At 33.8% G+C, this 14,736-nt stretch carries 10 protein-coding genes and 2 pseudogenes; 7 read left to right on the forward strand and 5 right to left on the reverse strand.

The window, feature by feature from the left end; genetic code table 11:
• Both ASG01_RS07225 and ASG01_RS07230 read right to left on the reverse strand, forming a co-directional pair.
• The coding region (locus tag ASG01_RS07225; protein ID WP_238584516.1) for a recombinase family protein at positions 1 to 353 on the reverse strand (353 nt) is incomplete at its 3' end.
• A 72-nt stretch (positions 354 to 425) separates the two neighbouring features.
• Positions 426 to 662, reverse strand: coding sequence for a hypothetical protein (locus tag ASG01_RS07230; protein WP_055862246.1), 237 nt, complete (start codon positions 660 to 662; stop codon positions 426 to 428).
• 502 nt (positions 663 to 1,164) lie between these two features.
• Between ASG01_RS07230 and ASG01_RS07235 the strand changes: the two are divergent.
• The 5 genes and pseudogenes from ASG01_RS07235 to ASG01_RS07255 form a co-directional block, all read left to right on the forward strand.
• Positions 1,165 to 1,905: pseudogene (locus tag ASG01_RS07235) on the forward strand (IS3 family transposase); the annotation flags it as partial.
• A gap of 56 nt (positions 1,906 to 1,961) precedes the next feature.
• A complete protein-coding gene (locus tag ASG01_RS07240; protein WP_131725329.1) occupies positions 1,962 to 2,717 on the forward strand; it encodes a BRCT domain-containing protein in 756 nt (251 codons plus the stop codon).
• 109 nt (positions 2,718 to 2,826) lie between these two features.
• Positions 2,827 to 3,095: pseudogene (locus tag ASG01_RS07245) on the forward strand (transposase); the annotation flags it as partial.
• 1,110 nt (positions 3,096 to 4,205) lie between these two features.
• On the forward strand, positions 4,206 to 4,652 hold the full coding sequence (locus ASG01_RS07250; RefSeq protein ID WP_055862251.1) for a JAB domain-containing protein: 447 nt from the start codon (positions 4,206 to 4,208) through the stop codon (positions 4,650 to 4,652).
• Between the two features lie 713 nt (positions 4,653 to 5,365).
• A complete protein-coding gene (locus ASG01_RS07255) occupies positions 5,366 to 6,661 on the forward strand; it encodes a DUF3945 domain-containing protein (protein ID WP_185097226.1) in 1,296 nt (431 codons plus the stop codon).
• Between the two features lie 294 nt (positions 6,662 to 6,955).
• On the opposite strand, the gene ASG01_RS07260 is transcribed toward ASG01_RS07255, so the two are convergent.
• Both ASG01_RS07260 and ASG01_RS07265 read right to left on the reverse strand, forming a co-directional pair.
• Complete coding sequence (locus ASG01_RS07260; RefSeq protein ID WP_055862256.1) at positions 6,956 to 9,310, reverse strand: hypothetical protein; 2,355 nt, start codon at positions 9,308 to 9,310, stop codon at positions 6,956 to 6,958.
• Positions 9,301 to 12,102, reverse strand: a complete 2,802-nt coding sequence (locus ASG01_RS07265; protein ID WP_055862259.1) for a hypothetical protein — start codon at positions 12,100 to 12,102, stop codon at positions 9,301 to 9,303. Before ASG01_RS07265 ends, ASG01_RS07260 begins: the two co-directional genes overlap by 10 nt.
• Before the next feature lie 188 nt (positions 12,103 to 12,290).
• Here ASG01_RS07265 and ASG01_RS16175 point away from each other — a divergent pair, with 188 nt between their 5' ends.
• Together ASG01_RS16175 and ASG01_RS16180 are read left to right on the forward strand one after the other, a co-directional pair.
• Complete coding sequence (locus ASG01_RS16175; protein WP_055862261.1) at positions 12,291 to 12,590, forward strand: IS3 family transposase; 300 nt, start codon at positions 12,291 to 12,293, stop codon at positions 12,588 to 12,590.
• Between the two features lie 121 nt (positions 12,591 to 12,711).
• Positions 12,712 to 13,464, forward strand: coding sequence for an IS3 family transposase (locus ASG01_RS16180; protein ID WP_238584517.1), 753 nt, complete (start codon positions 12,712 to 12,714; stop codon positions 13,462 to 13,464).
• A 111-nt stretch (positions 13,465 to 13,575) separates the two neighbouring features.
• Here the strand turns inward: ASG01_RS16180 and ASG01_RS07280 are convergent, their stop codons facing one another.
• On the reverse strand, positions 13,576 to 14,670 hold the full coding sequence (locus ASG01_RS07280) for a hypothetical protein (RefSeq protein ID WP_055862263.1): 1,095 nt from the start codon (positions 14,668 to 14,670) through the stop codon (positions 13,576 to 13,578).
• Between the last annotated feature and the right edge of the window lie 66 nt (positions 14,671 to 14,736).

Below are 14,736 nucleotides of genomic sequence, written 5' to 3' on the forward strand. Positions count from 1 at the left end.
ATTATAATTCCTTTATCACTCAAACTTAAAACAAGATCAATAATATTTTTTAGACTTCTACCTAACCGGTCAAGTCGCCAAACATAAAGTTCGTCACCGTCTCGAAACTGGTCAATCATCTTATCCAATTCGGGACGATTTTTTGTTGCACCTGAAATTTTCTCCTGATAAATTTTCTCACAACCTGCTTTTTCTAAAGCTTCAATTTGCAGATCTAAATTTTGATCTTTGGTAGAAACCCGGGCATATCCTATTTTCATATCTGTTACATTAAACTCACTGCACGCAAATTTATGAAACTTTGTTTTGTGATACGGGATTTTGAGAAAATTATTCGAAATAATAGGATTCAAGAATCTACATTTTTCAAAATCTCACTAAACTACCAATATTATTCGTTAAGATAAAGAGAAATACACAGTCTATTATTCATCCACTCTCAGTATATTTCTCAATCTTAGATCAGCTTTGGGGCTGCCCTCGCTGTTTAGCCATAAAATATCATCTATGATGCAAAAAACTGTTTTCAATTTGAATTTTTGGATTTCATCTTCCGTCAGAAAGTCTACGATTAACAGTTTGTGACCGATCGAAGGAAAAAATGCGGCTTTCCATACGATCTCTTTTCTCAAGTCTTCCTTAAAGCTTAATATAATTTTCATAATTTTCTTATTAGATAGCAATTGTCAGTTTTTCACGCAAGACCTGTACAATCCATTTGTACCTGAAATTGTTACTTGTGATTCAGCGTTGAAAAATTTGTTATAACCCGTAGATCCAAACCCGTCTTATTTTTATATTTTCTATAAAGCTACAAACTAATAATAATTTAAATAAGGTAATCCGCTTCTGAGAATTTACATTTCATTCGTTTCCTAGGTTAATTTTCATAAATGATTTATGTCGGCAGAACAATTCTCATTGATTTTTCTATTCAACTTTTTCAGAATACAATTGTTATATTCTTTCGCAGGATCTCACATTACTCTTTCTTAATCAGTCGGGCAAGATTTCTATGAACCGCATTATCCTGTCCGGTTTTCTGTGATTTTCTATAGCAAATTTATTCCATCGGGCATGGCAAAAAAAATGTATTCGAGAATCCGAAAAGCGTTGCTTTTCAAACCCACCGCAAATACATTTCAGGCCTCATCAGTAGAATAGATCCGCCTGGAGAAAGCCAGAACAGGAACCAGAAAGCTTTATTATTTACTTAAAACCAGATTTAGGCTGGAGGGGATAAAAATAGGCTGAGATGCACTTTTCAGTTATCTCAGAAGAGAAAATCTGCTTATTTATCCTAAGATAAGATATACAAGGACCACTTTCTCCAAGCATTGGCTCAGGAAATATCCCAATCTTTTGAAAATAATTCTTATCAAAAGAAAAGAACAGGTGTTTGTAAGTGATATTGCCTACGAAAAAACCAAGACGGGCGAATGTTATTTATCATTGATTACCGATGCTTACAGCAGAAAAATAATGGGATACGAACTGAGTGAGAATATGAATGCCGAAAATGTTGTTAAGGCTTTGAAAATGGCTGTAAGAAACAGAACTACAAATTCTGATCTCATCCATCACTCAGACAGAGGATTGCAATATTGCTCGGAAATTTATCAAAAAGTGCTTGGAGAAAACAATATACAAACTACAATAACAGATGGGTATGACTGTTATCAAAACGCTTTGGCAGAAAGAATAAACGGAATATTGAAACAGGGGTTTTTCATTTACAAATGCAAAAATATTCAGGATCTGAAACAAATGGTGAGAGAAAGTATTTATATTTACAATAACAAAAGGCCACATATGAGTCTGAAGATGAAAACCCCGGAAATGATGCATAAAAAATCCGGAAAATCGAAATCTTCCGGATGGGTATTTAATCGAATAACTTGTTAATTTATTTTAGGACTGGTTAGGAAAATAGTAATGCAGACTTACTGAAATATTTATATTTGAGAAAACAAATACATCCGAACATTATGGATGATCACGAAAGAATTAAAGTCATAAAAGAGTTTGTATATGATATAGAGCTGAATAATGGCAACAAAATCCCATGCTTAAAAAGATCAGATATTTTAACTGTTTTCAATTTTAAGGATGCTGATATCGACTACATTGCCCGGCATACAAAATCATTTTGCAAATCATTCTCAAATATGACGATTTACAATAATCATTTTTTCTTTGACAGTGGTAATAAAGTGGAAAGCATTACTATTGTAGGTGTAAGTTTTTTCTGCAAAAATCTCAATTCGCTTCATGTCAATCTTCCTCAATACGAGGAAGTTTTCGCAGATTTGGCTCTAGACTGGTTTTATAAAGTTGATTTTTATGAAAAGCATTCTACAACAGTTAGAAATTCGCTTGCTGACAGAGCTACAAACGATACAGCATCAGAATATAAAATTACCAGGAAAATGGTAACGGATCAGAATGGACCTAAAGAAAATATAGAAGATCAAAATCACTTCTTAGACAGGAAAATAGTGGTTACAACCGGAACATTCGAAAAGTTCACCAGTAGAAATAAGATCATAAAACTACTGTATGAGTGTGGCGCAGATGTAAATAGCGTAATAACAAAAAAAACCCACTTTGTCATTGTCGGGAAAAATGCAGGACCCAAAAAACTTGAAACCATTGCACTGCATAATATCCCTGTTATCACCGAAGAAGAATTTTATCAAATTTTTAATGTTAAATAAATCTATTGATTATTTGGTGGAGATATTTTTAAAAGTACATTTAAAATGCGGACCAAAACTGAACTATAATAAGCCTTAAGTTATTTAAGTAATTTTCTACGACTATACAACTATCTGTTCTGTTTTCCCTGAATCTCAAACCCAGATCTGTGGTTCACCAGATCAGAAATGCCTGCAAATCTGTGGTCTGGAAGGGCAGAAAAGAATTTTCTGCCGATATGAAGCTTATTTACACCGCGCCTACAAAACAAACAGCAGAAGCCGCTTTAAATAATTTTGCAGAAAAATGGGATTCAAATATTTATGCCATCAAATCCTTGAGGGATAAATTGGGATGAGTTGACCGTATTTTTTGAATTTCCTTTAGATTTACAAGAACAATAACAAAATCAAACTTTAAAAATGAGGACTTAGTTTTAATCCTAATTTGGTACGCATTGCGTACCAAGTTGGAAATCCTTTATAATATTGAACTCCCTTTAGTTTCTTGTGGCAATTATAATGGAATTAAAGGTTCACTGTCAAATTTATTGACAACCCTGTCTCGAAGCTTTGCTTTACTATTGAAATTTCGGGAAATATTTTTATAGATGTCTAAAAAATTGTCTTCGATTTCATTTTTCTGATTTAATGTAGAAAATATAAACTTACTTTCTAATTTTTTCCATAAAAATTCTGTTATTATTTATAAAATTAATTGTATTTATAAACGAGTAATAAAACGTTTTACTTTGTCTCAAAATTATTCATATAGAACTACAAAACTTATATTAATTTGGGTATGGAATTTTGTCTGCTGGTAATCACATATTATTTAATTTTCTCAGTCGATCTATAGCGTAGATTCATAAATGTAAACTGATACTTATTAACATTCTTTAATTTCATCTGTATATAGAGAATTCCTTCTTACAAATACTCAACAGAGAATTTTTGGTAATCGATCGGTCAAAATTTCTACACGCACATCATCCTGTCCGGTTTTCTCTGATTTTCTATAGCAAATTTATTCCGTCGGGCATGGCAAAAAAAATGTATTTGGGAATCCGAAATCGGAGATTCCAAACCCACCACAAATACATTTCAGGCTTCATCAATGCTAATTGTTATTTACTGATGTCAAGGAATTGATTTCAGTTTTTTTATGCCCTTCCTGCATATGTAATCTGCATAGAAAAGTCAGAAACCTCACAAGATGCAATAGCAGTGTTCATTGAAATTACGATCCTTATTATTCTTCCTAATAGATCATCATTGCTGATGTCATAATAATCAGAATTGTCAGATTCATTTATACATCAGTCATAGACTTTATTATAAGTTAGATTTTTATGATTTATTAAAAATTCATTTATCATATAATATGATCAGGTAAAAGAATAGAAAAGATCAAAATTTCCTTCAATCTGCAATTACAGAATCTCTACGGTTTTTTTTAATGCAGGTGCGGGAAAATAACAGGTCTCCGCCGTACCCGGAGCAGGAAAAATGAAATTCAATATTGTAAACGAAATTAAGTTAAGCTATTCAAGAAAGGGAAATTCCGAAAGAACCATATCATCATCCATGGATGCAGTGGATATTTTCAGAGCGCATTTTGACGGGGATGAAATGGATTACCGGGAATCGTTTTTTGCACTGTATCTGAATCAGGCGAACAAGGTGTTAGGGATCAGGAAAATATCGGAATGCGGAATTTCTTCAACCTTGGTAGATGTCCGTATTGTGATGCAGGCAGGCCTTCTCTGTAATGCTTCAGGGATTATCGTAGCCCACAATCATCCTTCAGGGAATCTGAATCCATCCACCGCTGATATAAAAATGACCAACCAGATCAGGGAAGCTGGAAAAATTCTGAATATGAATGTACTGGATCATGTGATTTTGACTTCGGATGCGCATTTTTCGTTTGCTGATGATGGGCTGATGGGATAAAATAATATAGTATAGGCTTGATGGAGTCGTGGAGATACTGTTGTGTAGTTGATGTACGATGAAGTTGAAAGATAACGGAATTACTGCAATGACGTGGATGATGGAACAGTTGAAAGACGATGGAGAAACAGAGGGATCGGGCAGAGTCCATACTTTAAAACTAACAATCAGATTCATTTATAAAATATGGAAAATACACTGAAATAAGTTGATTTTTTATCGGGTGGGTTTTCAAATCTTGACCAGGAACATTGTACAGGTTCTGTTTGACATGAAAATAAGGAGTGCGAGGGAAAGGACAAATTGTTACTGGCGTACCGAAGTGATTTTTAATGATCAGACGATTAATATACGAAACGATGGAAGTTCCATTGGATGAAATTCTGGTTCTCTGTTATGATGGTTGAGAGAGAGAGAGAGAGAGAGAGAGAGAGAGAGAGAGAGAGAGAGAGAGAATGATGCCCCTTTGTTTTAGAAGTGAACAAACTGTTATCAGAATTACAAAGGGGATTTTTCCAGTTTGGGAAATAGTGATGCATGACGTTATAAGGGAGACGTAATCTTAATTAAAGTTTCAAAGAAAAAGATTGAGGATATTTTAATGGCTTAGGGATAATACCTATTTATTCAGACCTGATGTAATTGCTTTTTGACGTAGGAAATTTAAAATGATAATAAATCGAAATATAGAAATCAATCAAAAAAATAATATTATGAACAATACAGGAAATAATACAGCCATTTCGGAATTCAGTACTTTACTGGTGCTTCGTCACCGTAACAACTCCGTCGGAATTGTAGAGGCAGTGAATCAATACGGAAATATTATCGACGTTAAACCGGAAAGAAGTGGAGTTGATACGGTGATGCGGATCGATTCTTCAGCTGGTTCTTTTATGGATTTCTATTCTGAATTTTATCATCAGCTGAAGAATCCATCGGAGTATTCGTTTTTTAAAGTTAGGGAAGTTGAGGCCCGGGAGACCGCCAGAGGTTTGCAGGAATATATTAACGGTTCGTCGGAAACAGAAAGGCAGGATTTACAGGAGTTTGAGGTTTGTGTTGAAGCGGTTGATGCCATCCGAAATAAAAAATATGCTGACCGGGAGAATTCTGTTTTGACGAACGACTCTGATTGTGGTTTGTCAGACGGTCAAAACAGTTCTCTGTACCGCTATCAGATGACTGATTTTCCCTGGGAATCGTTGGCTGAACTGGATCTTAACCGGGAAAAGTTGGAAAGTTTAGGCGCATTGGAACCTTTACTGAAAGGATATAAGACACCGATGTTGGTTCCGGTACCTTTAAGTGATGGATATTCGGTAAGTATGGTTGAAGCACGGCTACAGTTGAGGCTGGATGATAAAGGGGAAGTGGTTGTCCGTATTCATACGGTTCTTGAAAAACCGGATTTTAATGAGAAGTTTAAGGGGCATGAGTTTACGGAAGAGGATAAATTTAATCTTTTGACTACAGGAAATATGGGCAGGGTGGTCGGGCTTGTTGATCCGTGGACCGATGAAGCCGTGCCCTCTCTGATCAGTTTGGACAGGTTGACCAATGAATTGATTCCTTTGAGAATGGAGTTTGTCAGAATTCCTGCAGTGATTTGTGGGGTAACTTTGGATTTGGAACAAGTGAAGGTTCTGCGTGATGGGAAAGTTTTGTTTATTGAAAAGATGTTGTCGAAAAAAGGAAGGCTTTTTTCTGCGGTAGTACAGTTTAATACTGATAAGCAGTGGATTGAATTTTTATTTAAAAAGAATTTGCAGGGTTATGACAGGAGAACTGGTGAGCATGATAGTGCGAATGATGTTCCTACTGTTTTCAGAGGAAAGTATCTGAGGAAATGGCAGATGGATAAATTGAAGGCAGGGGAGATGGCTTATATCAGTGGGTTGCTGGATAAAAATGGTAAGAAGTATCAGGGATATTTGAGTTTTGATAAAAGGAGAGGGGAGATTGAGTTTTCGTTTAAGAATTCGAAGAAAAAATTAACGGAATTTTAGGATGCTTTTCGAAATGTGAGATCATGTGAATTCAAATTGAACGATGATTTTTTTAAAACCTGCATAGTCGGTGACTCTGCAGGTAATTTTGTTTGAGTTTATATAGGTTTTGACTGAAGGAGAATCGGGCGGCAAAAATGCAATTCCTCCTTGTGGTCGGAAACGCATTTTTGCGGAATTTGGGGCAACCTCATTTCAAAAACATTTCCGGGTTAGGCTCTTCCATGTTTTTGAAAAAGGTGAGTAATTAATATTGGATTAAACATACATCATGGCAAATATTTGAGACGATTGTTATGTGAATCTATATAAAATACTGTTATAGTTAATTTTTTTTATTACGTCCATGCCTTCATCAATACTCAAAAATTCTTCATCTATTAATGTACAGTATGTGTTTGCGTATTCATTGTAAATATTTGTTGCAAAAATACCGGTGTCGTCTGATCCCAGGACAATAGGAGGTATAATATGTCCTTCCATACTCCACTTTACCCAATTTTTGAGATGGTATGTTGAAAAATTTTTATGAAAACCTATCCTAATATTGCTGGTAGGTAGACTCTCAATAACTATTTCCTTATCTGCCATATATTTCAATAATTCAAGCTGTAGTGATTTTAATTTCTTTGCAGATAATATACTAAAAGGTGATATACTGATTATTTTATCATAATTTTTGCGATAATCCTTACTATGATATTTCTTATATAAATTATAAATTTTACTACTATCTTTATTTTCCAGGCTTTCAATAAAACGCTTTTCTACTGGCCAATTTAATTCAAAATCATCAAAAACCCCTTGGATTTTAAGATTGCCATGATGACTTGAAAATATGTGGAGTGGACAAGAGGCCCGCATTAACCATGCCTGCTCCAAAATTGCAGGAGTACAGTATTCATTATAAATCAAATAGCTAAGATTATTTATTTCATTAACAAGGGTTGGTATTATCTTAATAAGATTTTTTAGTTTTGAATTGGCAATCAAGTGATAGATAAAAATCATATTGTCCAGATGGCATCCCTGCGAGATAAGTATTTCATCCCCTATAATTTGTGACCATTTCTCAACATTGATGCCCGCAGCTGTAGCATGGCCTATTCTGTCTGTCTTTTGAAGATTGCAAAACTCTATTGTTTCATAAATAGCTCGTAAGCCATCTATTATATGATAAAAATCTTCTCCTGCATGATAAGTGAAATGCTTAAATCCTTTTCTTCTCATCAGCCTGTATAGAGGAGCAAATACTTCTGGAGGACTGTCAAATTCGCTGGAAGCAGCATCGATACCGCTTACAGCATTTTCAAGTGTTGAAAATTTTGAAAGTACTGAAGTTAAATTTTTCCCCTTCTTGATGATTTCCAATCTTAAGGCTTTGTGTCTTATGTATTCACTGGTATTTTTGTCTTTCTGCTTTATAAAATGAGCTATTAACCGTAACTCGGGTAAATTATTATCTTCTTCTTTTCCGGAAGAATTCTTAACCATATACTGCCAGCCTTCGAAAATAGTGTCAAGCTGAATTTTTTGTTCTCTTTGATTATTTTTTGGTGAAAACCGACCTTCCAGGAACCTTAAAAAATTTAAATCATTCCCGTGCATTTGGAAAAAGCGTCGCTTGAAGGACTTTTCGCTGCTTTCTCTTAGGCCGTTTAAAGTATTCTTCTGGAATTGTTCAAATCCATTTTGATGGGTTTGCTGAACTAAAAGTCTGTTGGTCAAACCTAAAATCAAAAGATAATGATGTAAAAGTTTAGCAATTTCATCGTGAGGCGATCTGTTAAGCTTATCTAAAACCAACACAAACATATATAGCTCCACAGACATGAGATGGGGATAATCAGCTTTATCTGAAATCCTATCCAGAAAAGGATGCCTGTAAGTGCTGCCTACGTCAAAAAAACCTTTTATGTTTGAAAGCTGATCTTCGTGAAATATATATAAATAAAGAAGTTTCCTTATTTTTCTTGCTTCCTGAAGAAATCTTATAAAGGTTATTGGTTCCAATAACGAGGACTCCTGCTCCAATTGTTCTTTAACTTTTGACTTGTTAAAGCTTTTTTTTAATTCCCTGTAAATTGGAATCGGATTTTTAAGAAAGTCCTGCCAAACATGATCAGTTTCTAAAGAGCCGTTTAGGTGCATATGCAGATCATGCAACCCGTTATTCTGATTTACAAAAAAATCTAAATTGGCGATCTTCGAACTTGGAATTGAAGTATATTTTGAATTTGGCAGTATGTATAATTCGAAAAATTTTTTATCGTCAATGTCACTGCTCTTTTTCCTGTATAAATCCTGTAAGAAAGTAGCCTGCAGAAACAATGGGGGAATGAAAGTCAGTAGCTCTTGCCAACTGTTTTGTTCCTGTTGTTTTACATTTATTCTATTGATATTAATTTCAAGATAATCTCCTGATAAACCAAATATACCTTTCACAAAGATATCAGACATACTAGTGATGCCATCAAATGTATTATTATGATGAAGTCTTAAAATATGATCAGGAACAGTAGAATTTTCAGCACGATATAGCAGAAAAATTCTTCTTTTTAAATCTTCAAAGGAAACATTTTTTTTATGTTTATAACAGTTTAGTGATTCGTCATCAATGAGTAAATACTTTAAAAGGTTTATGGCCATTCTGAAGGATTTTCTGTTAGATATTGTCTGAATTTTCGAATTTTTCCGCTGGATTTGTCATCATCACCAAAGATTCTGTATAAATATTTCTTAATTGAATTGTTATACTGGGTAATCACTCCCTGATCATTCTCGTCAAACCAAAATCTTGGATAAGTATATCTTAGAAGATTTATTAATTCCTTTTCACGACCTTTTTTTAATAATGCGGGGCTTCCGTTTTGTAATACAGGAAATTCATTATCACCATCATCCTTAAAAACGGAGTTAAGAATCTCTACACTGTTAAGTCTTTCAAATACAGAAAATCTAAAATATTCTTCAGTATTACCACTAATAAACTTTTTAATACACTGATCCAGTTCAATATCATTTTTATCTATGTAACAAAGTAGCAGAGGGCAACTTAATAACCATCTGGACAAACTTAGTGAGGATGTATTGAACTTTTCATTGTTTAGTTTGTTAAGATTTTTCTTGAAAATTTTGGTTGACAGATTGGTATTGTCCATGTTTAGCCCAGGCTCATTTCTCATTTGTTCCAATGTATCCTCAATAAGAATAGCATTAAAAAATGCAATAATCTGGTAGTTGAATAGTTCACCCAATAAAATATCTCTTGTATAATTCTGATCAATATTTTGTAGCGCGTATAAAAAACGTGTGAAGATTTTCCCCAGAATATGGGCTGGAACAGGTTTTTTCATTAAGGTTCTTGAGGAAAACCAGTTGAGCAGCACGTTGGCAAAATCATCCCAGATATAACTGTCTACATTGTTAACAGGATATTCATCTGTATCAATGTACATGTCATTTTGACGGGCATGTTTGTCCTGAACGGTACCGCCTCTACTAAAATTAAAAGCATTATAAGCCCGCAATTGAGACAGGTTGATTAAGGCAGACTTTAATTCTTTTAGCCTTTGAGGTCTGCTTTGACCACCTGCAATCAGTTCGTCGCGTTTTAACAGTTCGCCGATCGTTGCAAAAAGCAGATGTATAGAATATGATAAATTTGTTTTCTGTCCGGAATCTGTAGATATAAATCCTGGAATGTAGCCTAACGTTTTTTCTACTAAAGATGCATCATTTTTTTCTGAAAATACTGTATCTAACCGGTCAGTATAATTTCTTTTCGCTTTTTGCTGTAATCCTGAAAGCTTTATAAAATAATTGGTGTACTGGGTATTTCCATTATTTATAACTCCGAAAATATAACTTTGCATTTCACCCGCAATATCTCTAAGGACACGATCTGTATAAATTCCGGATTTTCTGCAAAAATCTTCGATGGAAGGATTTTCATTGTTTTCTTTGGTATCACTTGTTTTCTCAAAAGGTATAACATGCAGTACATTGCGTGGATAAGCAACCTTTAAGAAATAGTCAAAAATTAAGTACTTACTATTTTGATTGTTTATGGAAGATGCCAAAACAGTATTAAGAGAAAATAAACTGGCGTTCATACTATGATCTGTCGTAACAGGCTGAAGCTGATAAACATCGTTAAGTCTTTCTGATGAGATCAGCAGCTCTAAAATAATACTGTTTATGTACTTTGATGAATATTTAATAACGTTCGTGTCAACATTTTTTTCTTCAAGTTCAGAAATGAATATATCTAAAATCTGGTCGTTTGAGGATATACTTGGTATCTGATCATCAGCAGATCTTAAATATGTACTGCTGTTTGTCATGAATTGTATCTGGGATCTTAAAGGTAATGACAACAGGAATGTTCTGAACGATTCCTGTTGTGTAGGATTTACTATGCCGTATTGTGCCAGAATATTATTATACAATTTCTCTATAGGTTCTTCATTCTGATGTTTAGCTGAGCTGCGAACAAACATATTAATGTCACCGTAAATCCTCTTTTTTTCTGATATTGTAGTAAGGTGTATTCTGTATTTCGGAGGCATTATCTTGAGCATGTATTGTGCAGATAAATCAACAACTAAATCTTTAAATTTATCATGCGTGTTAAATTCGCCTCTTTTATTATTAGTTTCTTTGCTTTCATATTTCAGGATTTCTTTACCAAAGTTTAGCCATTTTTTTTGCCTTACGACAGTTGAATATAAGTTTATATCCCCACTTAAAACTATTACAAGTTTTGGACTGGTAAAATATTTTCTGATGCATTCCAACACTGCCCAACCTTTGCTCGAATCGACATCAATATCATCGAATCTCAATAGAAATACTTCCGTACTTAATATTCGCGCTGATTCTTTCAGAAATTCATTGAAATAAAGTTTTAAATTACGGGCTGCCAAAACATTTTCCAGACCAGTTTGCATAACAAATTCTACATCCATCCAGTTTTCGCTATTGTGATTGCCGATTCCGTCTATTGATGGAATTCCTCCTGCAAGTTTGAGCAGTTTATCATTCCATTGTCTTTTTGCATCATCATTATTTGACTGAAATCTGTTTTCATTAAAATACTTGTCGACAAGTTCTGAAATTGCCGACACTACATTGAGAAAAGCATGTCCTTTTTCTTCAATTAGGGTAGGATCGATTACCGGCAATATTTTTACATCCGTATCATTGATGTAGGTGTGTTCCAGATTCAATAAAAACGTGGTTTTTCCGCTCCCTCTTGATCCTAAAATAGTTATTGCTCTGTGAGCATAGTCATCAGTGTCGTTGCGTTTAGATGAATCTATTAAATTTGAGATATACTCTTTTGCTCTATCCAGCTCCAGTTTGTGTATAATCTGCCCAACATCGAATTTTTTAGCATTTTCACTCTCGGATAAATTAATGGTAATTTTTTCAGGCATCCTAGTTTTGTTTATTTAACTACTAAACTACAAAAAAGATTATTTAAATTATATTTTTTCAATAAATCATGAATAAATTATTGGATATTTTAAATGATATCATTAACAGAAAATTGGTAGTTAGCGGAAAAGTGGATGTACTAATTTAGTATCCAGTTAAAGTTAAGCATAAACCTTAATTTTAACTTATGAAACGAGAGCGAAAAATCTACGATCCTGCTTTTAAAACCCAAGCAGTTCAGCTAAGCAAAGAACGAACTAATATCTCGGAACTCGCAAGGGAACTGGGAATCGCTGTCACGCTGATTTACAAATGGCGTAAAGGGTATGAAGAATTTGGAGAAGGAAGTTTTTCGGGGAATGGAAAACTCAAACTAACACCCGAACAGGAAAAAATCCATGAATTGGAAAAAAAGCTCAAGGATGCAGAGCTAGAACGTGATGTATTAAAAAAAGCAATCGGCATCTTCTCCAAGAGCGGTCGATGAAATATAAATTCATACAAAATAATGAATCTGTATTCCCGATTGAAAAGATGTGTACTGTATTAAAATTAAGTTCCAGCGGTTATTATAAATGGAAAAGCAGACCCTTTAGCCAGAAATTGCTTTGAAGGAAAAAATAAAAAAACAGATAACTTCGATTTATTTCTCATCCAAACAACGCTATGGAAGCCCCAGGATTACTTTTGAATTGCATTCTTTAGGATATAAAATCTCCAGAATAACTTTTGCTAAATATATGAAAGAGCTGGGTTTGAGAAGTAAATTAAGCAGAAAATTTAAAGTGACAACAAACTCAAAACACAATTATTTGGTGGTAGAAAATGTGTTGGAGAGGAATTTCATTGCCGAGAACCCTGCGCAAGTTTGGGTTTCTGACATCACTTATATTCAGACCAAAAAAGGGTTTTTATACTTGACAACTATGATTGATTTATACGACCGAAAAATAATAGGATGGAGTTTGAGTAATGGAATGAGCACCGAAGAGACAAGTCTTGCAGCCTGGAAAATGGCTTTCAAAAACCGGAAAATAATTGACGGATTAATTTTTCACAGCGACAGAGGCGTTCAATATGCAAGTAAGAAATTTGTGAATACTATTGAATTTTATGGCGTTACAAGAAGTATGAGCCGCAGAGGAAATTGTTGGGATAACGCAGTGGCAGAGAGTTTTTTCAAATCATTAAAAACGGAACTCATTTATGGGAATAAACTTATCTCCAAAGAAAAAATGGAGCTGGAAGTTTTCGAATACATCGAAGTCTGGTACAACAAAAAAAGACGCCACAGCACCTTGAATTACAAAACAATAGAAGAGTTTAACAATCAAAATAAAATTTATCAAAATGTAGCTTAACTTATATTGGAATTTTTATTTGCATATCCAAAGGGATTATTTTATGCAAACAGTTAAAATTGTTATTATAATAATATGTCTAATTATGCAAATGTGCTTAAATAAAAATCTTCAATATAAATCATACTTAATCTCAAGGGAGTTCTCAATAATCTGATCCAGTGGCGCATATTTTAAATGCACAGGCATGTGAGTATCATAACCATTTTTTACCAGTATGAATTTTGTCTCATTAAGTTCTTCCAGTAGTGGCGGATATGCCGGGTCATCTGCAATTAACATTACCTGCTTCAATTCTTCATCCTTTATTTTGTCAGTTATTTCGAAGCTGATAAAATCATGTGTACGTATGTAAAATATATTAATCACATACTGACCAATTTCAACCAGTTCTGAATCGAATGAGTAACTTTCAATGCTATGATGATTTGAAACATAAATTGCGATTTCTGTATGTACCGTACCATCAGCTTTTTTAACTACTTCAAAATGTCCCATATACTTAGCAAGCTGATTTAGGAAAAGAGAATTCTTAACAAATTTATTAAAGGATTTTATTTTATTTACGTCCTTTAGAATCCGGATTGTATCTCTGATTTCCTTATTCAGATAAATACCATCAACCAAAATGGAGATGCATGGCTCATAAACCCTTGTCTTTTTAAGCAGATTGAAATATGTCTTTCTGTAGGAATTTTTGGCCATGTCTGCTGACTGTTCTGTATTCCATGCCTTGATAACTGTAAGATTGTCAAATTCCTGGAATCCTTCAAGCCAAATACTGTCACAACTGAAATTTCTTATATATTCTGATATTACCTTGCAACATAAATCAGGAAATTTAATAACCTGAATTTCGGCGAAACGGATTATACCCCATCCTCTCTCTAAAAAATATTGGTTTCTGAGCTCATCCTTAGATTCAATAGTGTGAATTGGTATTTCCCCTTTCAGACTGTAGGGTTCATCAATCTCTATATCTATATAAAGATTATACTGCGGAATGTGTAAAACATAATCAGGTTTAAAGGGGTGTGATCTATCGTCATCTATTATCACGTTTTTATATGAATACTTTTTAAAAAATTTATGAAATTTATTTTCGAAAAAATTTTCACTCAACCCGGTTTTGTTGTTTTTTGCAATTAAAAATTTTTCCTCAACAGGATGTGACTTAGGATAAAAAATATATGGATACTCTTTCATAATTTTTTTTTTTTAAAAAAATTTTTAACTAGCAATTTAAAAAAAAAAAATACTTGTACAACTTGC

It is taken from the genome of Chryseobacterium sp. Leaf180 (assembly GCF_001424585.1).
GTDB lineage: Bacteria > Bacteroidota > Bacteroidia > Flavobacteriales > Weeksellaceae > Chryseobacterium.